The sequence below is a fragment of the Tessaracoccus yangjingae genome (assembly GCF_055326235.1).
Window position 1 is genome coordinate 149,882 of record NZ_JBUZNN010000002.1, and the last position, 23,690, is coordinate 173,571.

23 protein-coding genes and 1 tRNA gene are annotated in these 23,690 nt (G+C 72.1%); 16 read left to right on the plus strand and 8 right to left on the minus strand.

What is annotated here, in order from left to right:
- Positions 1–37 precede the first annotated feature (37 nt).
- The 10 genes from nirB (at position 38) to ACZK5D_RS03575 (ending at position 11,097) form a co-directional block, all read left to right on the plus strand.
- On the plus strand, positions 38–2,638 hold the full coding sequence (gene nirB, locus ACZK5D_RS03530) for a nitrite reductase large subunit NirB (protein ID WP_463664304.1): 2,601 nt from the start codon (positions 38–40) through the stop codon (positions 2,636–2,638).
- Positions 2,635–3,030, plus strand: coding sequence for a nitrite reductase small subunit NirD (gene nirD, locus ACZK5D_RS03535; protein WP_463664305.1), 396 nt, complete (start codon positions 2,635–2,637; stop codon positions 3,028–3,030). Before nirB ends, nirD begins: the two co-directional genes overlap by 4 nt.
- On the plus strand, positions 3,031–4,176 hold the full coding sequence (locus ACZK5D_RS03540) for a uroporphyrinogen-III synthase (RefSeq protein WP_463664306.1): 1,146 nt from the start codon (positions 3,031–3,033) through the stop codon (positions 4,174–4,176).
- On the plus strand, positions 4,173–4,862 hold the full coding sequence (locus ACZK5D_RS03545) for a sirohydrochlorin chelatase (protein WP_463664307.1): 690 nt from the start codon (positions 4,173–4,175) through the stop codon (positions 4,860–4,862). Before ACZK5D_RS03540 ends, ACZK5D_RS03545 begins: the two co-directional genes overlap by 4 nt.
- A 62-nt stretch (positions 4,863–4,924) precedes the next feature.
- Entirely contained in the window at positions 4,925–5,206 is a 282-nt protein-coding gene (locus tag ACZK5D_RS03550; protein ID WP_463664308.1) for a DUF2249 domain-containing protein, read from the plus strand.
- 47 nt (positions 5,207–5,253) lie between these two features.
- Positions 5,254–5,664: a hemerythrin domain-containing protein gene (locus tag ACZK5D_RS03555; RefSeq protein WP_463664309.1), complete on the plus strand. Its 411-nt coding sequence runs from the start codon at positions 5,254–5,256 to the stop codon at positions 5,662–5,664.
- Complete coding sequence (locus ACZK5D_RS03560; protein ID WP_463664310.1) at positions 5,624–6,727, plus strand: DUF8744 domain-containing protein; 1,104 nt, start codon at positions 5,624–5,626, stop codon at positions 6,725–6,727. The genes ACZK5D_RS03555 and ACZK5D_RS03560 overlap by 41 nt, the downstream gene beginning before the upstream one ends.
- Positions 6,724–9,327, plus strand: coding sequence for a multicopper oxidase domain-containing protein (locus tag ACZK5D_RS03565; RefSeq protein WP_463664311.1), 2,604 nt, complete (start codon positions 6,724–6,726; stop codon positions 9,325–9,327). Before ACZK5D_RS03560 ends, ACZK5D_RS03565 begins: the two co-directional genes overlap by 4 nt.
- 56 nt (positions 9,328–9,383) lie before the next feature.
- Positions 9,384–10,763 carry a UTP--glucose-1-phosphate uridylyltransferase gene (locus ACZK5D_RS03570; RefSeq protein WP_463664312.1) on the plus strand — a complete coding sequence of 460 codons (1,380 nt, stop codon included), beginning with the start codon at positions 9,384–9,386 and terminating at the stop codon, positions 10,761–10,763.
- A complete protein-coding gene (locus ACZK5D_RS03575) occupies positions 10,756–11,097 on the plus strand; it encodes a hypothetical protein (protein ID WP_458996169.1) in 342 nt (113 codons plus the stop codon). Before ACZK5D_RS03570 ends, ACZK5D_RS03575 begins: the two co-directional genes overlap by 8 nt.
- A 59-nt stretch (positions 11,098–11,156) precedes the next feature.
- Here ACZK5D_RS03575 and mscL read toward each other — a convergent pair whose 3' ends face one another.
- The 4 genes from mscL to ACZK5D_RS03595 form a co-directional block, all read right to left on the minus strand.
- Positions 11,157–11,525 carry a large conductance mechanosensitive channel protein MscL gene (gene mscL / locus ACZK5D_RS03580; protein WP_458996170.1) on the minus strand — a complete coding sequence of 123 codons (369 nt, stop codon included), beginning with the start codon at positions 11,523–11,525 and terminating at the stop codon, positions 11,157–11,159.
- Between the two features lie 166 nt (positions 11,526–11,691).
- Entirely contained in the window at positions 11,692–12,312 is a 621-nt protein-coding gene (locus ACZK5D_RS03585) for an SAF domain-containing protein (protein WP_463664313.1), read from the minus strand.
- A 54-nt stretch (positions 12,313–12,366) separates the two neighbouring features.
- Positions 12,367–12,639, minus strand: a complete 273-nt coding sequence (locus ACZK5D_RS03590) for an FmdB family zinc ribbon protein (RefSeq protein ID WP_463664314.1) — start codon at positions 12,637–12,639, stop codon at positions 12,367–12,369.
- A 41-nt stretch (positions 12,640–12,680) separates the two neighbouring features.
- Positions 12,681–13,262: a 5-formyltetrahydrofolate cyclo-ligase gene (locus tag ACZK5D_RS03595; protein WP_463664315.1), complete on the minus strand. Its 582-nt coding sequence runs from the start codon at positions 13,260–13,262 to the stop codon at positions 12,681–12,683.
- 18 nt (positions 13,263–13,280) lie between these two features.
- Between ACZK5D_RS03595 and ACZK5D_RS03600 the strand changes: the two genes are divergently transcribed.
- The 3 genes from ACZK5D_RS03600 to ACZK5D_RS03610 all read left to right on the plus strand — a co-directional run bounded on the left by ACZK5D_RS03600 (position 13,281) and on the right by ACZK5D_RS03610 (position 15,560).
- On the plus strand, positions 13,281–14,576 hold the full coding sequence (locus tag ACZK5D_RS03600; RefSeq protein WP_463664316.1) for a molybdopterin molybdotransferase MoeA: 1,296 nt from the start codon (positions 13,281–13,283) through the stop codon (positions 14,574–14,576).
- A gap of 84 nt (positions 14,577–14,660) precedes the next feature.
- Positions 14,661–15,407 (plus strand): hypothetical protein, encoded by a 747-nt coding sequence (locus ACZK5D_RS03605; RefSeq protein WP_463664317.1) that lies wholly within the window; start codon positions 14,661–14,663, stop codon positions 15,405–15,407.
- Positions 15,408–15,487: 80 nt separating this feature from the next.
- Positions 15,488–15,560, plus strand: a tRNA-Ala gene (locus tag ACZK5D_RS03610).
- Between the two features lie 39 nt (positions 15,561–15,599).
- On the opposite strand, the gene ACZK5D_RS03615 is transcribed toward ACZK5D_RS03610, so the two are convergent.
- Entirely contained in the window at positions 15,600–16,790 is a 1,191-nt protein-coding gene (locus ACZK5D_RS03615) for a MarP family serine protease (protein ID WP_458996176.1), read from the minus strand.
- 66 nt (positions 16,791–16,856) lie between these two features.
- Here ACZK5D_RS03615 and ACZK5D_RS03620 point away from each other — a divergent pair, with 66 nt between their 5' ends.
- Together ACZK5D_RS03620 and nhaA are read left to right on the plus strand one after the other, a co-directional pair.
- A complete protein-coding gene (locus tag ACZK5D_RS03620; RefSeq protein ID WP_458996177.1) occupies positions 16,857–17,453 on the plus strand; it encodes a hypothetical protein in 597 nt (198 codons plus the stop codon).
- A 218-nt stretch (positions 17,454–17,671) separates the two neighbouring features.
- The gene (gene nhaA / locus ACZK5D_RS03625; RefSeq protein WP_458996178.1) at positions 17,672–18,946 is read left to right on the plus strand and encodes a Na+/H+ antiporter NhaA; all 1,275 of its coding nucleotides are present in this window, start codon (positions 17,672–17,674) and stop codon (positions 18,944–18,946) included.
- 15 nt (positions 18,947–18,961) lie between these two features.
- Here nhaA and ACZK5D_RS03630 read toward each other — a convergent pair whose 3' ends face one another.
- Both ACZK5D_RS03630 and ACZK5D_RS03635 read right to left on the minus strand, forming a co-directional pair.
- Complete coding sequence (locus ACZK5D_RS03630) at positions 18,962–19,447, minus strand: flavin reductase family protein (protein WP_458996179.1); 486 nt, start codon at positions 19,445–19,447, stop codon at positions 18,962–18,964.
- Positions 19,448–19,481: 34 nt separating this feature from the next.
- Positions 19,482–20,921 (minus strand): uracil-xanthine permease family protein, encoded by a 1,440-nt coding sequence (locus ACZK5D_RS03635; RefSeq protein WP_458996180.1) that lies wholly within the window; start codon positions 20,919–20,921, stop codon positions 19,482–19,484.
- A gap of 86 nt (positions 20,922–21,007) precedes the next feature.
- Here ACZK5D_RS03635 and ACZK5D_RS03640 point away from each other — a divergent pair, with 86 nt between their 5' ends.
- Entirely contained in the window at positions 21,008–22,090 is a 1,083-nt protein-coding gene (locus ACZK5D_RS03640) for an FAD-dependent oxidoreductase (protein WP_463664318.1), read from the plus strand.
- A gap of 21 nt (positions 22,091–22,111) precedes the next feature.
- Here the strand turns inward: ACZK5D_RS03640 and ACZK5D_RS03645 are convergent, their stop codons facing one another.
- Complete coding sequence (locus ACZK5D_RS03645; protein ID WP_458996490.1) at positions 22,112–23,665, minus strand: dolichyl-phosphate-mannose--protein mannosyltransferase; 1,554 nt, start codon at positions 23,663–23,665, stop codon at positions 22,112–22,114.
- Positions 23,666–23,690 lie beyond the last annotated feature (25 nt).

Below are 23,690 nucleotides of genomic sequence, written 5' to 3' on the forward strand. Positions count from 1 at the left end.
CGAGGAACACATCCTGACAAGACCCCTGGAGGCCGATATGAGCAAGCTGTGTGTGGTGGTCGGGGGTGGCATGGTCGCCCACCGATTCGTCGAGGCGCTGCGTTCCCGCGACGAGGCCGGCGAGTGGCGCGTCACCGTGCTGGCCGAGGAGCCGCGCCCCCCGTACGACCGGGTGGCGCTGACGAGCTACTTCGAGAACCGCGACCCCGAGCTGTTGAACCTCGGCGAGGCGCACCTGTGGCAGGACCCGAACGTCAAGCTGCGCCGCGGCGCCAAGGTGGTCTCCGTGGACCCGGCGGCGCACACCGTCATCACCGAGAACGGCATGTCGCACGCCTACGACTCACTGGTGCTCGCCACAGGCTCCTACGCGTTCATGCCGCCGGTGCCCGGCCGTGAGCTGCCCGGCTGCTTCGTGTACCGCACCATCGACGACGTCGCGGCGCTCCGCGGCTACGTCGAGACCCTGCAGGAGCGCAACCCGAAGCGTCGCGTCCGGGGCGCCGTCATCGGCGGCGGCCTGCTGGGCCTCGAGGCCGCCGGCGCGCTGAAGAAGCTCGGCGCCGACACCACCGTGGTCGAGTTCGCGCCCAGGCTGATGCCCCTACAGGTGGACGAGGGCGGCGGCGAGTCGCTCAAGCGCCTCATCGAGGCCATGGATGTGGACGTCCGCGTCGGCACCGCCACCTCGGCCATCAAGGGCCGCATCGCCGTGGAGAAGATGGTCTTCAACGACGGCTCCTCCATCGACGTCGACGTGGTGATCTTCGCCACCGGCGTCCGCCCCCGCGACGAGCTCGCCCGCGACGCAGGCCTGGAGGTGGGGGAGCGCGGCGGCATCGTCGTCGACGACACCTGCCGCACCGCGGACCCCGACATCTACGCCATCGGCGAGGTGGCCTGCATCCAGGGCCGCGTCTGGGGCCTTGTCGGCCCCGGATACACCATGGCGGAGGTGGCGGTCGATCAGATGCTCGGCCGCTCCGGCACCTTCACCGGCGGCGACCTCTCCACCAAGCTCAAGCTCCTCGGGGTGGACGTGGCCAGCTTCGGCGACGCCTTCGGCACCACCGAGGGCGCCCTGTCGGTGGTCTACACCGACCCGATCGCCGGCGTCTACAAGAAGCTGGTGCTCTCCGACGACGCCCGCACCCTGCTGGGCGGCATCCTGGTGGGCGACGCCTCGGCCTACGCTGGCCTCCGTCCCCTGCTGGGCCGGCCCCTCGGCGTCGACCCGGCCGCCTACCTGGTGCCCGCCGGGGCGGAGGGCGCCCCGGTCCAGGGCGAGCTGCCCGACGACGCCCCCGTCTGCTCCTGTAACAACGTGACCGCGGGCGCCATCCGCTGCGCCGTCACCGGAGAGGGCTGCACCGACCTGGCCGGCGTCAAGGCCTGCACCAAGGCCGGCACCAGCTGCGGCTCCTGCCTGCCGCTGGTCCGCAAGCTGATGGTGGCGGAGCTCGAGAAGTCCGGCACGGTCGTCAGCAACGCACTGTGCGAGCACTTCGAGCTGTCGCGGGCCCAGCTGTTCGACGTGGTCCGGATCACCGGGCTCACCACCTTCTCCGAGATCATCGGGCGCCACGGCCGGGGCCGCGGCTGCGACATCTGCAAGCCGGTCGTCGCGTCGATCCTCGCCAGCCTCGGCAACGGGCACATCCTCGCCGGCGAGCAGGCCGCCATCCAGGACACGAACGACCACGTGCTGGCCAACATCCAGAAGGACGGCACCTACTCGGTGGTGCCCCGCGTCCCCGGCGGCGAGATCACCCCGGACGGACTCATCGTGATCGGCCAGATCGCCCGAGACTTCGGGCTCTACACCAAGATCACCGGCGGCCAGCGCATCGACATGTTCGGCGCGCGGATCGACCAGCTGCCCGACATCTGGCGCCGGCTCGTCGACGCCGGCTTCGAGTCCGGCCACGCCTACGGCAAGTCGCTGCGCACCGTGAAGTCCTGCGTGGGCTCCACGTGGTGCCGCTTCGGCGTCCAGGACTCCGTCGGCCTCGCGATCGACCTGGAGCTGCGGTACCGAGGGCTCCGCTCGCCGCACAAGCTCAAGCTCGGCGTCTCCGGCTGCGCCCGTGAGTGCGCCGAGGCCCGCGGCAAGGACGTGGGCATCATCGCCACGGACAAGGGGTGGAACGTCTACGTGGGTGGCAACGGAGGCTTCACCCCGCGCCACGCCGTCCTCCTGGCCGAGGACCTCACCACCGAGGAGCTCGTGCGCACCATCGACCGCTTCCTCATGTACTACGTGCGGACCGCGGACCGGCTGCAGCGCACTGCCGTGTGGCTGGAGTCGATCGAGGGCGGCCTGGACCACGTCCGCAAGGTCATCATGGAGGACTCCCTCGGCATCGCCGCGGACCTCGACGCCGCCATGGCCGGCCACGTCGACGGCTACCGCGACGAGTGGCGTGACGTCCTGGAGGACCCGGTCAAGCTCGCCCGGTTCGCGGGCTTCGTCAACGCGGCGGACGCCGTCGACGACAACCTGCAGTACGTCGGCGAGCGCGGCCAGGTCCGCCCCGCCACCGACGCGGACCGCGAGTCCGGCGTCGAGCTGGTCGATTCCGAGCGGCGGCCGGTCCTGGTCGCCGGACCCACCATCCCCATTGGAGGAGCGCGATGATCACCACTACCGAACCCGTCTGCCGCCTCGACGACCTGCTCCCGGAGAGGCCCGTCGCCGCCCTGATCGACGGCCGCCAGGTGGCCATCGTCCGGCTCCACGACGACCGCGTGGCCGCAGTCGGCATGTGGGACCCCTTCGCCCGCGCCAACGTCATGGCCCGTGGACTGGTGGGCTCGTCCCTGGTGGACGGCGAGGACGTGCCCGTACTCTTCTCTCCCATGTACAAGCAGGCCTTCGACCTCCGCACGGGCGTGTGCCTGTCCGATCCGACGAAGGCGCTGGGCACCTGGGCGGTGGCGGTGCTCGACGGCCGGGTGTTCGTCGGGTCGCAGGTCACCGAGGAGGCCCCGCTCCGCCGGCCCGCCGAGGGCCTGGCCAGGGCGGGCTGAATGGACGCCACGGTGACCGCCATCGGTTCCACGGCTGCAGCCGGCGTGCACCCGCTCGCCGGCTGCCGCGTCGTCCTCACGGCGAAGCGGCGCGCCTCCGAACTGGCCTCGGCCCTCGAGCGCCGAGGGGTGGAGATCATCCGGGCGCCCATCCTGTCGATCGTGCCGCACGCCGACGACGAGCAGCTGATCGCGCACACCCGGGCGCTGATCGCCGATCCCCCGGACGCGGTGGTGGCCACCACGGGCGTGGGGTTCCGCGGCTGGATGGAGGCCGCCGACGCCGCCGGGTGCGCCGAGGAGCTGCTGGAGGTGCTCAGGGGCGCGAGGATCATCGCGCGGGGGCCCAAGGCGCAGGGCGCGGTGCACGGCGCGGGGCTGACCGCGGACTGGGTCGCGGACTCGGAGACGGCCGCCGAGATCAAGGAACTCTTCGAGAGCGAGGGGGTCGCGGGCCTGCACGTGGCCGTGCAGCACCACGGCGCGGGCAGCGACGGCATCGACGAGCTCCTCCACGCGCTGGGCGCCCGCGTCACGTCCCTGGTGGTGTACCGGTGGGGGCCCTCGCCGGACCCCGAGGCCGTGACCCGGGCCGTCTCCCTGGTGGCGGCGGCCGAGGTGGACGCGGTGGCGTTCACGTCCGCGCACGGAGTGCTCGAGTTCTTTGCCGCCTGCGAGCGGCAGGGGCTGAGGGATGCCGTGATCGAGGCGATGGCGGGACCCGTCCTCCCCGCGACCGTCGGGCCCGTCACGGCGGCGCCCCTCGTCGAACTCGGCCTGGACCCGCTGATCCCGGACCGGTTCCGGCTCGGCGCGCTGGTGCGTGAGCTCACCGCCGCGCTGTCGGCCCGCGGCGTCGCGGAGGTGGCCACGCCGGCGGGCGTGCTGTGGCTGCGGCGGTCGGCCGCGAGCCTGGGTGGGCGCGCGCTGCCGCTGAGCCAGGTGCAGTTCGCGGTGCTCCGCTCGCTGGTCGAGGCCAAGGGCGGAGTGGTCTCGCGGGAGGAGATCCTGGCCGTGCTGCCGGGCAGCTCCAACGACCCGCACGCCGCGGAGGTCGCGGTGGCCCGGCTGCGTGACAGTATGGGAGACCGCTCGCTCGTGCGCACCGTGCCGCGGCGGGGATACCGGCTGGAGGTGAGCGCATGAGACCGGCCCTCGTGGTCTGCGCGCACGGCACCGACGACCCGGACGGCCAGGCCGTCGTGCTGGCCATCGCCGCGGCCGCCGCCGAGAGGCTGCCGGACGTCACCGTCGAGGTGGCCTACGTGGACGTGCAGGACCCGAAGCTCGACGTGGTGGTGGACCGCCTCGTCGCGGCGGGCCACCGCGTGGTGGTGGTGCCCGTGCTGCTGACGCTGGGCTTCCACACCGAGGTGGACGTGGCCGAGGCGGTCGCGGGCCACCCCGGCCTGGTGCTCTCCACCGGCCCCCTCGGGCCGGACCCGCGCCTGGAGGCCGCGCTGGTGGACCGGCTCCGCGAGGCCGGCGCCCCGGAGGGGGGCGCGGTCGTGGTGGCCGTGGCCGGCTCGTCGCGCCCCGAGGCCGCGGAGGTGGGCCACGGGGTGGGTCGCGGGGTGCAGGAGCTTTGGGCCGGGCCGGTGACGGTCGGGTTCCTGTCGGCGGCGGAGCCGAGGGTGCCGGAGGCAGTCGAGGCCGCCCGTGCGTCTGGACCTGTGGCGGTGGCGTCCTACCTGATCGGTCCCGGGTTCTTCCAACGGAAGCTCTCCCGGGCGGGGGGAGACGTGGTGGCGCAGCCGCTCGGCGCGCATCCGGGACTGGTGTCTGTGGTGGTGGATCGCTACCTCTCAGGGTGCCTCTGTCTCGAGGGCTGATGCTCGTCCGGATCGCGGCCCCGGGTTATTTGATACAAAGTCTTTGTAGTAATCTGTAGGCCATGACAGAGATCTCCCTCACCCCCAAGTCAGGCTGCGGTTGCGGCGGTCATGACGAGTCCCTCCCCGAGCTCGACGCCCGCGCCATCCCGCACGCCGTGCGCCACGCCGCCATCCACGGCGTCGTCGACGGCCTCCAGCCCGGTGCCGCCTTCGTCCTGGTGGCCCCGCACAACCCCGTGCCGCTGCTCAACCAGATCGCCGACCGCCACGGCGACGCGATCAAGGTCAGCTACGTCGAGGAGGGCCCCGAGGCCTGGAAGTTGAAGCTAGCGCGCGTCTGATGTGCAGCTACTGCGGGTGTGACTCGATCACGGTCATCGGCCGGTTCATGAACGAACACGTCGAGATCGTCAACGCGTGCGGCGGGCTCCGCCGCGCAGTCGCCGACGGCGGGGACGTGCCCGCCCGCGCCCGCGACCTCGCCCTCCTCCTCGGTCCGCACACCCGGTCCGAGGAGGTGGGCCTTTTCAGCGTGATGAAGCGCCGCGACGAGTTCTCCGACCACGTGAACGCGCTCTGCGGCGAGCACCGCTCCCTCGACGAGCTCCTGGCCGCCATCGCCGACGGCGAGCACTCGCTCATGGACACCTTCGAGGATGCCCTCCGCGCCCACATCGACAAGGAGGACAACGGCCTCTTCCCGGCGGCCGCGCTGGGCCTCGACGGCGCCGAGTGGGCCGAGATCGACACCACCACGCATGACCACGACCACGCCACCGGCACCGCGCACAGCCACTGAGGCCCCGACGGCCACCACCAGGCTCCGCATCGCGATCATCGCGCTCGCCGGGGTGTCGCTGCTGGCGGGCCTCAACGCCGCGCTGCTCAGGCTCGGCCTCTGGGCCCCCGTCGAGTCCGAACGCCTGGCCGACCTGCACGGCCCGGCCATGACGCTCGGCTTCATGGGCAGCCTCATCTCGCTCGAGCGTGCGCAGGCGCTGCGCCGGCCGGTGGCCTACCTCGCCCCGGCGCTGCTCGCGGCGGGATCGCTGGCCCTGATCGTGGGGGCGCCACCCATGCTCGGCCGGCTGCTCCTCCTCGACGGCGGGCTGGCGTTCCTCGGCGTCGCCGTCGCGCTGTGGCTGCGCGCACCGCTCCCGCTGGTCGCCGCGCAGGCGCTGGGGGCCCTGTTCGTACCGCTGGCCGCTGCCGCGCTGGTGCTGGCCGACGTCGCGGCCGCCCTGCCGCTGCTGGTGGCCTTCGTGGTGCTCACCATCGCGGCCGAGCGGGCAGAGTTGGCGCAGCTCACCATGGGCGCCAGCGCCATTCCCACCCTGCTGGCGCTCGCGACGGCGGTGGCCCTCGGCGCCGCGCTGGCAGTCGCGCTCCCGAGCGTCGGCTTCCGCGTGCTGGGGCTGGGGTGCGTCCTCACGGCGGCCTGGCTGATCCGCGACGACGTGGGCCGCAGGATGATCCGGGCCGACGGGTTCCGCCGCTTCAACGCCGCCGCGCTGCTGGCCGGCAACGTGTGGCTGGGCGTGGCAGGCCTGATCTGGCTCGTCGTGGGGCGTCCCGTGGCGAGCGGCCACTACGACGCCACCATCCACGGCGTGTTCCTCGGCTTCGGCGTGTCCATGATCATGGCGCACGCCCCCACCATCTTCCCGGCCGTGATCGGCCGTCCCCTGCCGTACCGTCCCAGCATGTGGCTGCCGCTCGGGCTGCTGCACCTGGGCATGGGCGCGCGGATCGCCGGCGATCTCCTCGCCGTCGGAGCCCTGTACCGAACCGGAGGAACCGTGACCGTGCTCGCGCTGCTGGCGTTCGCGCTGACCGTCGTGGCATCGGCGGTGCGGGGGTGAGGCGGCGCCGGTCACTCAGGGACTACCTGCTGGTGGTCTGGCTGCTCGCCGCCGTCGTGGTGGCCGTGACCCACCGGTGGATCCCGGAGTCCACCTGGCTCATGGTGCACCTCGTGGCGCTGGGCGCCATGACCCACTCGGTGATGGTGTGGAGCGCGCACTTCACCGCCGCGCTGCTGAAGACCCGCGACGACGACGCCGCCCGACGCCTGGCCGACACTCGGCTCGGCGCGTTGGCGGCCGGTGCGCTGCTGGTGTTCGTCGGCGTGCCGACGGCGCAGTGGTGGCTCGCGGCGGCCGGGGCAACCGTCGTGTCGGCGGCGGTGCTGTGGCACGGCGCAATCCTGGTGCGCGACCTCCGGCGCGCCCTGCCTGGACGCTTCCGGGTCTGCATCCGCTACTACATCGCGGCCGCGGCCTGCCTTCCCGTCGGCGCCGGGTTCGGCGCGACGCTGGCCTGGGGCCTTGACGATCGCTGGCACGCCGCCCTGCTGGTGGCACACACCATGACGATGCTGCTCGGCTGGATCGGGCTGACCGTGGTGGGCACCCTCGTCACGTTCTGGCCGACGGTGCTGCGCACGCGGATGGACGACCGGGCGGAGCGGCTGGCCAGGCAGGCATTGCCGGCGCTGCTCGCAGCTATCGGCGTGGTGATCCTAGGCTCCCTGACCGGCGTGCGGGCCGTGTCGGTGGCCGGGCTGGTGCTGTACGCCGGGGCGCTGATCTGGTGGGGGCGCTGCCTGGTCAGGCCGCTCAGGGCGAAGCCGCCGCGCGAGTTCGCCTCGGCGTCGATCCTGGCGGGGGCGGTCTGGGCCTGCGTCGCCATTCTGGCCACGGCGGTCCACGTGGGCGGCTCCGACGACGTGGAGCTGGCGTCCGGGTACCCGATGCTCGCATCCCTGTGGGTGGTGGGCTTCCTGCTCCAACTGGTCACCGGCGCGCTGTCGTACCTGCTGCCGTCGGTCATCGGCGGCGGCCCGCGCGTGGTTCGGGCGGGGGCCGCGGAGTTCGACCGCTTCGCCACGGTGCGGCTCGTCGTCATCAACGGGGGTCTGCTCGCCTGGGTGGCGCCGTTGCCCGGGTGGGTGAAGGTGACCGTCTCGCTGCTGGTGCTCGTGGCCCTCGCCGCCTTCCTCCCGCTGATGGTGCGCGGGATCCGGGCCTCCGTCGCCGAACGGCGCAGGGCCGCGGCCGGCGAACCCGCCCCCGAGCTGATGGAGCGCCGCAGCGCCTTCACCGGCGACGGACTCGTGGCAGGGGTCGCCGCGTTGGCCATTGCGCTCAGCGTGGGCGTCGGCCTCGACCCTGCCGCCGCGGGCGTGGCCACCCTGGGGACGGCGGCTTCGCCTTCGTCGGCCGTCGCCGCCACCGGCGAGACGGTGCGGGTGAGGGTCGCGGCCCGCGACATGGTGTTCGTGCCCTCCCGCGTCGAGGCTCAGCCGGGGGACCGGGTGATCATCGAGCTCGTCAACGAGGACCCCACCACCGTCCACGACCTCATGATCGGCCCCGCCCGAACGGACAGGCTCGCGCCCGGGGAGTCCGCCGAGCTGGATCTCGGCGTGGTGGGGCAGAGCATGGCCGGCTGGTGCACCGTCGTGGGGCACCGCCAGATGGGCATGACGTTCGACGTGGTGGTGGCGGGATCCCCGGCCGCGGAACCGGCCCCCTCGACGGACGCCGCGGACCACGGCCACGACGCCGTCGATCCGGACGCCGAGCTCGGCGCCGTGGTGGACCCCGTGGCCCCGCCACTGACGGAGGAGACCGTGCGGCGCTACGAGTTCCGCGTCACCGAGGTACCCCTCGAGGTGGCCCCCGGGGTGTGGCAGCGGCGGTGGACCTTCAACGGCCAGGGCGTCGGCCCGACGCTGCGGGGCCGGGTGGGCGACACCTTCGAGATCACGCTGATCAACGACGGATCGATGGGGCACTCGATCGACTTCCACGCCTCCGCGCTCAACCCCGAGGGCCCCATGCGCACGATCGCCCCGGGGGAGCGGCTGACCTACCGGTTCACCGCCCAGCGGGCCGGCGTGTGGATGTACCACTGCTCCACCATGCCGATGAGCGCCCACATCGCGGCCGGCATGCACGGGGCGGTGATCGTCGAGCCGGAGGGCGGGCTGCCGGAGGTGGATCGCGAGTACGTGGTGGTCCAGTCCGAGGTCTTCGTCGCCGACGACGCCGCCACGGCCGAGGCCGCCACCGAGGTGGACGCGGATGCCGTCTCCGCCGAGCAGCCGGACCGGGTGGTGTTCAACGGCGTGGCCAACCAGTACGACCAGGAGCCCTTCGTCGCGCGGGTGGGGGAGCGGGTGCGCTTCTGGGTGCTGGACGCCGGGCCCAACCGGGCCACCAGCTTCCACATCGTGGGCGGGCAGTTCGACACCGTCTACCGCGAGGGCGGCTACCTGCTCAAGGACGGCATGGATGCCTTCGGCGGCGCCGGAGGGGGCGCCCAGGCGCTGGCGCTGGCTCCTGCCGAGGGGGGCTTCGTCGAGCTGGAGTTCCCGGAGCCCGGGCGCTACCCCGTGGTCAGCCACGTGATGGTGGACGCCGAGCGCGGGGCGCACGGGATCGTCGAGGTGTCATAGCCGGGGTGCGGGTGCTGGCCTAGGATCGATCACGAACCGCTACGAAGGGAACAGCTGTGTCCGAAGCCGGCCTGAACGCCGCCCGCAGGAAGATGATCGACGCAGGGGTCGCGGCCCCGGCGATCGAGGTCTTCTCCCGCTTCTACGAGCTCCTGGAATCGGGCGCCACCGGCGTGATCCGGGAGGACACCATCGAGCCCCTCCTCGACCCGCCCATGCTGGCGGACGTGGACATCACCGAGGCCGAGGCCCGCGAGGCGATCGGCCAGACGGTGATCATCAAGCTCAACGGCGGCCTCGGCACGTCGATGGGTCTGGACCAGGCCAAGACCCTGCTCGAGGTGCGCGACGGCCTCAACTTCCTCGATCTCATCACCCAGCAGGTGCTGGCCGCCCGCGAGCGCTACCACGCCCGGCTGCCGCTGCTGCTGATGAACTCCTTCCGCACCGAGGCCGACACCCTGGAGCACCTGGAGCGCTACCCGGAGCTCCCCGTCGAGGGCCTGCCGCTGAGCTTCATGCAGAACCAGGAGCCGAAGCTGCGCGCCGACGACCTCACCCCCGTCGAGTGGCCGGCGGACCCTACGCTCGAGTGGTGCCCGCCCGGACACGGGGACCTCTACCCGGCGCTCGAAGGCTCCGGGGTGCTGGACCAGCTGCTGGAGCACGGCTTCCGCTACGCCTGCGTGTCCAACGGCGACAATCTCGGCGCCGCACCCAACGCGACCATCGCCGGCTGGTTCGCCCGGTCCGGAGCCCCCTACGCCGCCGAGGTGTGCCGGCGCACCATCAACGACAAGAAGGGCGGCCACTTGGCCGTCCGCAAGGCGGACAACCAGCTCATCCTCCGCGACACCGCCCAGACCGCGCCCGAGGAGATGGACTTCTTCACCGACGAGCACCGTCACCCGTTCTTCCACACCAACAACCTCTGGTTCGACCTGCAGGTCCTCCGCGACACCCTCACCGAGCGCAACTCCGTCCTGGGCCTTCCCCTCATCCGCAACGAGAAGACCGTTGACCCCTCCGACGGCGACTCCACGCCGGTGATCCAGGTGGAGTCCGCCATGGGCGCCGCCATCGAGGTGTTCGAGGGGGCCACGGCCATCTGCGTGGGCCGCGACCGCTTCCTCCCGGTCAAGACCACCAACGAGCTGCTGCTGCTGCGCTCGGACGTCTACGACCTGACCGACGAGGGCCGCCTCGTGGCCACCACGTCCGCCTCGCCGGAGATCAGCCTGGACTCCCGGTTCTACAAGAAGGTGGACAAGTTCCTGGCCCGGATCCCCGTGGCGCCGTCGCTGCGACGGGCCACCTCGCTCAGGGTCGACGGCGACTGGACCTTCGGCGCCGGCGTCACCGTGGTGGGCAGCGCGGTGCTGGCGGACGAGGGCTCGCCGCAGACGGTGCCGGACGGCGCCACCCTCGGTGGGTGACGCGGCCCTTGCCCGGGCGATCGGCCTAGCGCTGACCGGCCGGGAACTGGAGCTGAGCTCCCCCCTCGCGCTTTCCGCCGAGCTGGCCGGCCTCGGCTACAGCCCCGAGGTGCTCGCCACGGTGCGCGCCGAGCGCCAGGAGCGTCGCGAGCCCTGGCCGTTCCCGGTGCCCCTCGAAGCACGGCGCGCCCTCGGGTTCGCCCGCTTCGACGCAGCCCTCGCGGAGGCCCGTCGGGCGCTGGGCCTCACTGGGCTCACCCCGTCCGCGTCGGCGCGACGCCCCCTCGACCCCGATGAGCGCCGCCTCGTCCAGGACCGCCCGCCCCACTGGTGAGGGAATGCAACAGGGGCGCCGTCCATGCGGACGGCGCCCCTGTGCGTGCAGGGTGTGACTCAGCTGCGGTGGGTCACCAGGGCGTCGCGGATCTCCTCGAGGAGTACCTCGGACTTGGTCAGCGCCGGGGCCGCCTCAGCCTCGGCCTTGGCGAAGTGCTCCTTGGCCTTGGTGTAGGGCAGGACGACGCCGAAGTAGACGACGGCGGCCACGATGACGAACGCCACCAGGGCGGTGAGGAACGGGCCGACGGACACGCCGCCGGGGTTCCAGGACGAGAAGTCCGGGGTTCCGCCGAGCTTGCCCAGCACGTCCATGAACATGGTGGTGAAGGCGGTGACGACGGTGGCGAACGACGCGCCGATGACGAATGCGACGGCAAGCTCGACGAGGTTGCCGCGCAGCAGGAATTCCTTGAAGCCCTTCACGAGGTGCTCCTTCTCTTCGTTGTCCGCAGGGCGGAGATGTCCCGTCGACGAGGTGGTGACGACGGGGGATCCGTAGTTGGCAGACCGCGCTGGGGGTCGCCCGATCAGGGCCAAGAGGCCGTGAGGAACTCTAGCCGGTCATCCGGAGAGGGGCAACCGGATACCCCTAGAGCGCGCCGAGCACGACGCTCAGCTGTCCGCTCTGCCCGAGGGCCGCGACCATGGGGGCCTCGCCGGCGGGGACGTCGACGAGGACCAAACCGTCCGATCCGGAGCCCGCGACCGCCAACGCCGAGCCGCCCGGGGCGGCGGGCAGGGCCGCCACCCGGGCATCGCGCGTCAGCACCTCAGCCGACTCGGCGGAGGTGACCACCAGCGTGACCGGATCCCCGGGGCGGAGCAGCGAGCGCAGCTGATCGTCCGGGAGCGAGATGGGCACCACGGCACGTCCGGGCGCCACTCCCTGACCGGTGGCGAGAAGCCCGGCCTGGAGCAGCGTGCCCGGCGCGAGCCCCACGGCCGTGACCTGGCCGACCACCTGATCCAGCGTGGGCGTCGTTCCAGTGGGCAGGAGGTGGGCGGGCAGCTCCTTCACCGTGACGTCGGTGGAGGAGATCGTGTGGCCGGCCGCGAGCTCGACGGCGGTGACCGGCACGGGCACGCCTGGGCCGTCCGGCTCGGCGAGCCAGCCGGCGACCAACACGACGGACAGTGCGGCGAGCAGCGCCGCGACGGCGCGCCGGTGCCAGGAGACGAACGCCGCGATGCGGGCGAGGAGGGGCTTCATGCCCCCTTGATCGTCAGCGGAGGGGCCGATCTCCCGCTGTCCACAGGGGAGGGATCAGGCGGACTTGGCTTCGGCCTTCGGGGCCGACGCCGCCTTGACCGGCTCAGGCTTCGGGCTGGCCTTGGCGGGGCCGGAGGCCGCGGACTTGGCGGCCCTGGAATCAGTGGCGTAGAAGCCGGAGCCCTTGAACACCACGCCCACGGCGCTGTACACCTTGCGCAGGTCGCCTTCGCACGCCGGGCAGTCCGTCAGCGCGGGGTCGGTGAACTTCTGCACGGCCTCGTGATCGGTGCCGCAATCGGTGCAACGGTACTGGTAAGTGGGCATACAGGGATCCTCCGGTGGGAGACGACTCGCTCCATGGTAGATCAGCGCGGCAACCGGACCGAAACGCGCTCTGTGACGTATCCATCCACCGGGATGTCGTGGGGGAGGGTCAAGGCCGCGAGATCGTCGAGCACCTCCACGTGGCGCGCCACCGCGACCACACGGGTGTCCGGCGCCCGGTGCAGCAGCGCGCGGTCGTACCACCCGCCGCCGGTCCCCAGCCGCGACCCGTCCGGGCCCACCGCCAGGCAGGGGACGACGATCAGCCCGGCCTCGCCGAGCACCTCGGGTGCCAGGGGCGCTGCCACGGGGCTGGGGATGCCTCCCCAGCCCGGGACGGTCGAGTCCCATCCGTCGAATCTCGCCCATGCGACCCCGGGGGTGAGCTTCGGGATCAGGACCGCCCAACCGCGCGTGACGAGCTCGTCGATGAGCGCGCGCGTGCCCGGCTCGCCGGCCCGGGACGCGTAGACCGACGCCGTCGTCGTGGGTAGCCGATCGGCCATCTCGAGGAGGTGCGTGGTGCGTAGGGCGTTGTCAGAGTGCCACTGCTCGGGGGTGACCCGCGCCCGGGCGGCGGAGATCCTCGCGCGCAGCGCGTCCTTGCGGGCCGAGAGGGTCATTGGCCTATCGTAGGCGCCATGGCTTGGTTCGCCCGGAAGAAGCAGGAGCCCGTCCCCGGTGAGGAGGAAGCGGTGGTGGAGGAGCCACGGCTTCCGGACCCGCCAACGCTCGACGCCTCCGGGCTGCGCAGCGTCTCGGACCACACGGACTACCTGCTGAGCCTCGTCGAGCCGTTGCGCCCCTTCGGGATGTCGCTGCTTGAGGCGTGGGACCAGGTGCTGTGCGAGGACATCGACTCGATGATCGCCGTCCCGCCCAACAGCACCGCGAAGGTGGCCGGCTACGCCGTGCGCGCCAAGGAACTCCTCGACGACGAGGGCCACCTGGCGCCTCCGCTCGAGATCGTGGATCTGGGTGTGGGTCGCCTCCCTGAGGGGGGCGCCGCCTCCGTTGCCCCCGGCGACGTCCTGCCGCGGGGGGCAACCGCCGTGCTGCCGGCGACGTTCGGCACCGTCGAGCACGGGCGCGTGCGGCTCATCGAACGGGTCAACGAGGGGGAGTACGTGCGGGCCGCGGGCGAGCATCTGCGCCTCGGCACCCGGCTGCTCAGCGAGGGCGACGTGCTCGACGACCGCGCCATCGGGCTGCTGGCCAGCGCGGGCATCGACAAGGTGATGGTGCGCCCCCGCCCCCGCGTGGTGGTGGTGAGCTCCGGCGAACATCTCATCGATCCCACGAGCAGCGTGCAGCACGGGGAGGTGACCGACGCCAACTCCTTCATGATCGCGGCCGCCGCCAAGGCCGCCGGTGCGACGGTGTTCCGCGTCGCCGTCCACTCCAACGACCCCGAGGCCATCCGCGAGGCCGTCACGGATCAGCTGATCCGGGCAGACCTGGTGATCTCCACCACCGGCGGCCGCCGCGAGGACTACGAGGCAGTGGTGACGGTGATGGAGGAGCTGGGGATGGTGGACTCGGTCAACGTCGCGATGTCCCCGGGGCGCACGCAGACGTTCGGGGTCATCGGTGAGGACCGGGTGCCGATGCTGATGCTCCCCGGCAATCCCGTCAGCGCGTACGTCTCCTTCCATGCCTTCGCACGGCCGCTGATCATGCAGCTGATGGGAGCGCGCACCGGTCACCGTGCGGTGCGGGCCCTCGCGTCGACCGGCCTGCGCTCGCACCGCGGCCAGCTGCACCTGCTCCGAGGGCGGGTCACCACGGAGGGGAGCATCCGCCACGTCTCGCAGGTCACCGAGACCTACGCGCTGTCCGAGTTGGCGCAGTCGAACGCCCTGATCGTTCTGGACGAGCATGTGGAGCAGGTCAGGGCGGGCGAAGCCGTCAAGGTATGGCTCTTCGACGAGGAGTGACGCCCGGAACTTCCTGACGGGTGATCCGCCGACTCGCCGCGACGGCGGGAGTAAATCACAGCGTTGTTGTTTAACGTGGGTCCCGTGCTCGCCGGAATCCTCATCGCCATCGTCGTCGTCGTCGGCCTGGCTCTCGGCCTGCCCTGGGTCATGAACGCCCAGGCGGCGGAGGCGGAGCTGGAGGGGGATCCCACGGAGCGCTTCTCGGACTCGGTCCGGATCCTCCACCGGGAGGCGACCGACACGCAGAGCGAGACCGGCGTCGAGGTGTCCACGCCTCTCACCCGGCGGGCGGACCTGCTCGAGCTCCGACTCATCTCCCGCCAGGCGGCGCGCCGTCGTCTCGCGGTGGTGGCCGTGCTCGTGGCCGCGTTGGCGGTCGCCGGAGTCCTGGCGGCGCTCGGTGCTGCACCGTGGTGGACCCTGCTCGTCCCGGCGGGCCTCATCGGGGCCTTCCTGGCCGTGGCCAGGATCTCGGTGGTGGCGATGCACCGCAGCCTCGACGCCCGGTCCGCGGCCGTCAAGGCCGGCTTCTCCGAGGACGAGGACACGGTCACGATCGACCTGTCGGACCGGGAGGCCACCGAGAACATCGAGATCTCCATCGACCTCTCGATGCCCACCACGCTCAGCGCGCTGTGGGACCCCATCCCGGTGGCGCCGCCCACCTACGTGCAGCAGCCCCTCCTCCCGCGGACGGTCCGCACCATCGACCTGTCGGCGCCCCTGAGCCCGTCCTCGCCCGTCATCCCGACGGCGGACAACCCGTCGGCGCCGGCGTTGGCGGAGGCCGAGGAGGCCCCGTTCCGCCCGCGCGCGATCGGCGAGTAGCGCCGCCCCTTGGGTGCCGCCTCCCACGGGGCTGACTTGGCCCCCGGCTCGGCTCGGTGCTAGCATTCGTGATGCTTTGAGGGGCTATGGCGCAGTTGGTAGCGCGTCTCGTTCGCAATGAGAAGGCCGGGGGTTCGAATCCCCCTAGCTCCACTTAGGGCCGGTCACCTGACCGGCTTTTTTCATGCCCTGTCAGGGGGTGCAGCCCTGGGTGCTGACCTCGGCGGTGGCCGAGGCGGCGCCGTCGATGACAGCGGCCGCCTGGGCGTTGGTCAGCGCGTACGTGGTCTCGGCGTCCACCAGCGAGATGGCGAACACCGTCCCGGCCACCTGGCCGGCCTCGTTGAGCACAGGGCCCCCTGAGTTGCCCGGCTCAGCGTGCGCGCGCAGTGCGTAGATCTCCCGGTCCACGACGGAGGCCCCGTAGATGTCGTCGCCGCGCGCCTCGACGGTGCCGCGCACGCGGCCGGAGGTGACCGTGTAGGGGCCGCCCCCGGGGAAGCCCGCGACCGCGACCGGGTCCTGGGGGGCCAACGGCGCCGACCGTTCGAGCGGCGGTGCGGTGAGGCCCGGGACGTGCAGGACCGCCAGGTCCAGGTCGGGGGAGAACGCCACCACCGTTGCCCGCAGGGCCTGGCCGGCCACCTGTACGGCCACCGCGTCCGAGCCGGCCACGACGTGGGCGTTGGTGACCACCCGCTCGGGGGCGCTCACCCAGCCGCTGCCGCTGTTGCCGGCGAGCGGGCCGCGACACTCGGGCACCGCGGCGGAGATCAGCAGGACGCTGCCCGCCGCGGCCTGCACGCCGGCCGACTGGGCGGTGGCGTCGTCGGGGGCCGGGACGGGGAGCTCGGGCTCGGGGAAGAGGCCGCTGAACGCGCGGGGGAGGCCGGCGGCGTGCAGCACCTCCGTCAGCCGCGACGCCTGTCGAGCCGCCTCCGCGGGAAGGGCCCGTCTGATGACGCCGAGCGCCACCGAGTCGTCGATGGTGCGCGCCCAGGTGGGCGGGGCGATGGGTTTGATGGCGGCGGCCAGGATGCCGATCACCAGGGCGGACACCAGAACCGCACCGGCCGCGCCGAGGGTGGCGTCGACGGCGTGGGGCCGGCGGTGGCCGCGGATCCGACGCCCGATGGAGCCGACGACGCCCTCACCGATGCCCGCGCCCACGAAGGCCGCGCCGATGAGGGCCAGCGACTGCGCCAGCACCGGCCATCCGGTGCCCCAGGCGGCGACGATCCGTGGGCCGGCCCAGAGGCCCCCGAGGATGCCGAGGACGGTGCCGGCGAGCGAGAAGGCGCCGGCGACCAGGCCGCTGCGCCACCCGCGCACGGCGTACGTGACGAGCATCAGGACGATGACTGCGTCGAGGATCCAGTGCATGGGGGCTCCCGTGTGGTCGTGGCGCTTCCCAGAGTGCCACCTTCACGGCCGCGTAGCCTGGGGAACGTGTCAGAGCCCCGCAAGCCTCGCCGCCCCGCCTTCCGGGAGCCGTCGGTCATCGACGCGATGGGGGAGGGCGTCGATCCCGTCGCCGACCTCCACGCGGCCCACGAGTCCGCCGCGGCCCTGCTCGGCGCCGGCCGCCACAGCACGGACCCGGAGGTCACCCGTCGGCTGATCAACGTGGTCGACGAGGTGGGGATCACCACCCTGGCAGACCTGTGGTCCACCCGCCCGGCGCGGTCCCTGCCGGGGGTGCTCTACCGGCTGTACGTGCTGCGGGAGTGGGTGCAGCGTGATCCCGACGGCGCGGCCCGCCAGTACTCCGCCGGGACCCATCTCTCCGAGCCCAACCACGCCGTCGCGGGTGCGGATCCCACCGGGCCCGACGAAGTGCGCCGCGTGGCCGACGACATCCTCCGGGGTGTGTTCGACGGCGACTTCGGCCTGGCGTTGGAGCGGGCGGCGGCGTTCGCCCGGGTGGTGTCGGCCGGCCGCGGCAACCTTCAGGCCGGCGACGACGTGGCCACCGATCGGCTCATGCACCTCGCCGAGGACCTGGCGTGGAGCGCCCGCCTCTGGCGCAGCGGCGAATTGGAGTAGGTGTTTGACCCTCGGCCGTCGACGGGTATTCTCGTCGCGTGCCGAGCCGCGGTAGCCCCGGGCTCCAAACTTAGCCGCTCAGAGCGGCCCCGCGCCGAGAGGCGCTCCCGGCTCGGCACACCACTCTTTCTCGGGTATGTTTGGCCCTCGGTGTGTCGGGAAGCCTGGTCGACGTCGTGGTCGGCGCGTGCCGCCACGGCTATGACCGAAGGAGAGCCATGACCACTCCGTCCGAGCTGACCCGCCGGGACCGGCTGCGCCGCTGGGTGACGCTGGAGACCACGAGCGGCGTACTGCTCCTGATCGCCGCTGTGCTGGCGCTCGTCTGGGCGAACTCGCCGTGGCGCGAGGCCTACCAGTCGCTCTCGAACTTCGTCATCGGGCCCGAGGCCCTGCATCTCGACCTCTCGCTCGCCAAGTGGGCGGCGGACGGTCTCCTGGCCGTGTTTTTCTTCATCGTGGGCGTGGAGCTCAAGCACGAGATCGTCGCGGGCAGCCTGCGCAGGCCCAGGGAGGCCGCCGTGCCGGTCCTGGCCGCCGTGGGCGGCATGATCGTGCCTGCCCTCATCTATGTGGCCGTCGTCACCGCGCTCCGGGACCCGGCCGCGCTGCAGGGGTGGGCAATCCCCACCGCCACGGACATCGCCTTCGCCATCGCGGTGCTGGCCATCTTCGGGCGTGGCCTGCCGCGTGCCCTGCGCACGTTCCTGCTCACACTGGCGGTCGTCGACGACCTCCTCGCGATCATCGTGATCGCCGTGTTCTACACCGCGGGCCTGGACCTCATCTGGCTCGGCGCCTCTCTGGTGGCCGTCGCCCTGTTCGCGGTGGTGGTGCGCTCGCGCAAGCCGGCTCCCTGGCTCCTCCTGGCGTTGGCGCTGGCTGCGTGGGGGCTGATGCACGCGTCGGGCGTGCACGCCACGATCGCCGGCGTGCTTCTCGGCTTCATGGTGCCCGCCATCGCCGTACACGGGGAGACTGAGACCCGCACGCATCACTACGAGCATGCCGTGCGGCCGTTCTCCTCCGGCATCGCCCTGCCGCTGTTCGCGTTCTTCTCGGCCGGCGTCTCGCTGGTCGACGGTGACGGGCCGGCGAGCGTGCTGGCGCAGCCGGTGGTGCCGGCCATCATCGTGGGCCTGGTCGTGGGAAAGCTGGTGGGGGTGCTGGGCGTGACCGCTCTGGTGACCCGGCTCACGCCGCTTCGCCTGCCGGACAGCATCGGCCTGCGGGACCTGCTGCCGGTGGGGTTCCTCACCGGCATCGGGTTCACCGTGTCGCTGCTCATCGCCGAGCTGTCCTTCCCGGACGCCGGGCACACGGCAGGGGCGAAACTGGCCATCCTCCTCGCCTCGCTCCTGGCCGCCGCCTTGGCCGCGGTCTTCCTGCGCTGGGACGCGCGGAAGCTCCGCAGCCGCGACATGAACGAGGACGGCGTCCCGGACATGGACAGCGCGCCCATCCGCGACGCGCGGGACGTCTCCGACCACTGAGGCCCCGACGGGGCGTCAGTCGCGGGGCGCGGGCGAGAGGCCCTGGAACCGCCGCATGTGGTAGGCCAGGGACTCGTCACCGGTGACCTCGGCCGCGGCCACCGTGCCCAGGATGATCGTGTGGTCACCGCCCGGCTCGAACGTCAGCTCGTCGCACCGCACCCAGGCCGCCACCCCCTCGATGCGGGGGAGGCCGTGGTCCTCGCGCCAGGCCAGGCCGGAGAACCGGTCCGGCAGGTCCTGGCGCGCGAACCTCACGGCCACCTCGGCCTGATCGGCGGCGAGGATGTTGATCCCGATCCGGCCCGACGCGCGCACCCGCTCGATCATCCCGCCCCGGTTGTCCAGCGCGAACAGGACCATGGGCGGGGTGATCGACAGGGAGGCGAACGCCGAGACGGTGGTGCCCGTGGGCGCACCGCCGATGGCGGTGGTGACGACGGTGACGGGAGCCGCCACGCGCGCCATGGCGTCGCGGAACGAGGTCAGCAGGTCATCCACGGGCCCCACCGTATCGCCACGGGGCAAGTGCGGCTCAGCTGCGCGGATCCGCCGCGTCGTCCTCGTCGACGTAGATGCCGGGGGCGTCGTAGATGAGGGAGGCGCCGTCGGCGGACTCGCGCATCTCGCGCGGCGCGATGACCCGCGCCAGGTGGTAGATGCCGATGGTGACGATGGTGCCCAGCGCGATGCCGCCGAGCTCGAAGCCGCCGCCGAAGGGCAGGGAGACGTTGCCGACGCCGATGATGATGCCCGCGGCCGCCGGGATCAGGTTGAGCGGGTTGCCGAAGTCCACCCGGTTCTCCTTCCAGATCTTCGCGCCGAGCAGGCCGATCATGCCGTAGAGCACCACGGTGATGCCGCCCAGGACGGCGCCGGGGGTGGCCGAGATCACGGCGCCGAACTTCGGGGAGAAGCCGAACAGGATGGCCACCAGAGCAGCGACGACGTAGGCCGCGGTGGAGTAGACGCGGGTGGCCGCCATGACGCCGATGTTCTCGGCGTAGGTGGTGGTGGGTCCGGCGCCGACCAGGGTGGCGATCATCGAGCCCGCGCCGTCGGCCGCGATGGCCCGGCCCATGACCGGATCGAGGTCCTCACCCGTCATCTCGGCGACGGCCTTGACGTGGCCGGTGTTCTCGGCGATGAGCGCGATCACCACGGGCAGCGCCACGATGATCGCGGCGAAGGAGAAGCTCGGCAGGTGGAAGCCGACGACGTTGGTGGTGGCGCCGTAGCTCCAGTTGGCGAGGTCCGAGACGGGCGGGAGCCCGAACCAGCTGGCGTCGGCAACGCCGCTCCAGTCCACCCGCAGCTGCTCGGTGACCGTGCCGTCTGCCGCGACCTTCTGCAACGGCCCGAGGACCGCGTCGAACACCCAGCTCAACAGGTAGCCGATGACCAGGGACAGGAAGATGGCGATGCGGCCCATGAAGCCCCGCAACCCGATGCTGAGCGCGATGACGATGAGCATCACGGTGAACGCCAGCCACGGATCGACGGGCCAGTACACCGACGCGACGACGGGGGCCAGGTTGAACCCGATCAGCATGACGACCGCGCCGGTGACCACCGGCGGCAGGGCCTTGTGGATCACGCGTGCCCCGGCGAAGTGGATGATCAGGCCCACCATGAACAGCGTCAGGCCCACGACGAACAGAGCCCCCGTGAGGTCCGCCGGGTCACCGCCGGCGGTGTAGACGGCGGTGGCGACGCCCACGAAGGAGGCCGACGAACCCAGGTAGCTCGGCACCCGGTGCTTGACGGCGAACAGGAACACCAGCGTCGCGACGCCGGACATCATCACCGCGAGCTGCGGGTTGAGGCCCATGAGCAGGGGGAACACGAAGGTGGCGCCGAACATGGCCACCACGTGTTGCGCGCCGAGCCCGATCGTCCGGCCCCAGGTGAGCCTCTCTGTCGGCTTGACCACCGCGTCCGGGGCGAGGATTCCGTTGTTGTGCAGCTTCCACATGGGGCGCATTCCTTTCGTCGGCCAGACTTTACTGCCTGCGCCGCGTGCCCCGGCCACCGGTCCCGCCCACGGGTTAGGGTGGTTCCATGTCGCACGACGTGGTGGTGCTGGGGGCGAGCGTCGCAGGTCTGACGGTCGCCAGACGCCTCGCCGCGGAGGGCTACGACGTCCTGGTGCTCGATCCCAACCTGGAGTTCCGCAGCGCGGCCATCGGTCACGGTGTGGCCGCGGTGGGCCACGCGTCGACGGTGGCGGCGATGGGGCACGCGTACGGGCCGGCGGCGGTGCTCGAGCATGCGCGGCGCAACGTGGCCGCGATGGCCGAGATCAGGCAGATCCATCCGGCGGCGCTCACGTTGCCGCTCCGGGACCGCTCGCTGCCGGGCGGCGACGAGCGGGATACCCGCGAGGTGGCCGGCCACTTCCGGGCGGCCGGCATGGAGGCGCAGGTCCTCATCGGTCCCGACGGCGCGGCGCTGCTGACCGACGCGCTCGCGGTGGACCCGCTGGCCTACGCCGAGTCTCTGCGGTCGGCGGCGGTGGCCGCCGGCGCGCAGGTGGTGCACAGCGTCACCGTCACGCACCTGACGCGCAAGGAGGGCGTCACCCGCATCGGGTTCCGCAACAACCTGGCCTGGGTCCGCGACGTCGGGGTGGTGGGCGGCGTGGCGGTGGTCGACACGTTGGGGGTCAGCCCCTGGGGCAGGGCCGCCCGCATCGGGCCCGCGCAGTGGGTGCCCATCGTGCGCTGCACGCCCTCGAGGCCACTGGCCGAGATCAGCCTGCTTGCCACGGGCCCGGCCTGGATGATCCGCCCCGTCGGGGAGTCGGCCCTGGTTGTGGGCCAGAAGGCCGGCCTCTCCGCCATCGACGGCGCCACGGCCGGCCTGCGCCGGTGGGCGGCCGACACCCTCGGCGCGACGGACGTGGAGACCGCCCGGATGGCCATCGATCCGAGCGACCACGGGCGCCCCGTCGTCGGCGCCTCGGCGATCCCCGGCGGCTACTACGCCCGCGGCAACGGCCGCGGTGAGCTGATGAACGGGACCGCGAGCGGCTACTACCTGGCCGGCCTGCTCCTCGGCGACGGGTCCTCCGCCATCGCGCTGCCCCGGTTGAGCCGGATGAGGGCCTACGGGTCCCGGATGCTCAGGCCGCACAGGCCGTAGGACGCGTCAGGTCCGGGCCGCTCAGATCCAGGCGTTGCCGAACCACATCCGCATCAGCCAGGCGGGGCGGGTGATCACCTCGCCGGTCAGCACCGGGTAGAAGAACGCGAAGTTCAGGATGACCAGCGCCAGGAACACGCCCACCGTCATGGCCCGCACCCGCCGTCGGGGGTGGTGCGCCGGGCCGAGGATCTTGCCCAGGGCCATCGCGAGCACCGTGGCGCTGAACGGGATGATCATGATGGCGTAGAAGAAGAACAGGGGTCGTCCCGCATAGCGGAACCACGGCAGGTAGGTGGCGGCCACGGCCAGCAGCGGCACCGCGAAGCGCCAGTCGCGGCCCATCAGCCACCAGACCAGGCCGGCACCGAGGGCCAGCGCCGCCGCCCACCACAGCAGGGGTGTGCCGATGCCGTTGACGATGCTCACGCAGGTGGTGCCCACGGCCTCGCAGCCGTCGGTGCCGGGCTCGATGTCGTTGACGGCCCAGATCGCGATGGGGCGCTGCAGGAAGAGCCAGCCGGCGGGGTGGGCCTCGTAGGAGTGCGTGGCGTCGACCATCATCCCGTCGCCGGTGTGGAAGCGGTACATCTCGACGTGGTAGTGCCAGAGTGCGCCGAGGGCCTCCCCGAAGCGCTGCACGATCGGATCGTCCGGGTGGTCCGCGCCCCAGTCGCGGTAGTAGCCGCCCTCTGTGCCCAGCCACCGGAACCAGGAGCCGATGTAGATGGGGACCACCACGACGACGAGGTTGACGAACGCCATGGGCGCGTCCACGGCCAGCGACCACCACTGCGCGCGGCCCGCCCCGGCCAGGCGGCGCGCGCCCAGGTCCCAGAACACCACCGCGACCCCGAACACCGCGATGAGAAACAGCGAGTTCCACTTCGTCGACACCGACAGGGCGAACATCACGCCCGCGGCGACGCGCCAGGGCCGCCACAGCATCAGGGGGCCGAAGGAGCCGTCGAGATCCGGCAGGCCCTTGGCGCGCAGGTGGTCCGCCAGCTTGTGCCGGAACCAGTCGCGGTCCGCCACCAGCGCGGCGACGCCCGCCACCGCGAACGTCGCCTGGAAGATGTCGAGCAGGGCGATCCGGCTCATGATGAAGGCCAGTCCGTCGAAGGTGAGCAGCAGCCCCGCCACCCCGCCGATCAGCGTGGAGCGTGAGAGTCGCCTGGCCATCCGGATGGTGAAGAACACCAGCAGCGTGCCGAAGATCAGCGCCATGAACCGCCACCCGAACGGGTTCATCCCGAACATGGCCTCGCCGGCGGCGATCAGCAGCTTGCCCACCGGCGGGTGGACGATGTAGGCGGCCTGCTCCTTCATGCCCGACAGGTCCCCGCGCAGGATCATGTCGTTGGCGCCGTCGACCCACTGCCGCTCGAAGCCGGACTGCAGGATGCCCCACGCGTCCTTGGCGTAGTAGGTCTCGTCGAACATGATCCCGTGCGGCTTCGCCAGGTTGTGGAAGCGCAGCAGGAACGCCAGCAGCGTGATGCTGAGCGTCACGATCCAGCCGGCTGTGCGGTCACGCAACCGGCCGTCGTCGAGAGCCTGGAGCGTCGTCAGCACTCATGCATCATAGGCTGACCTC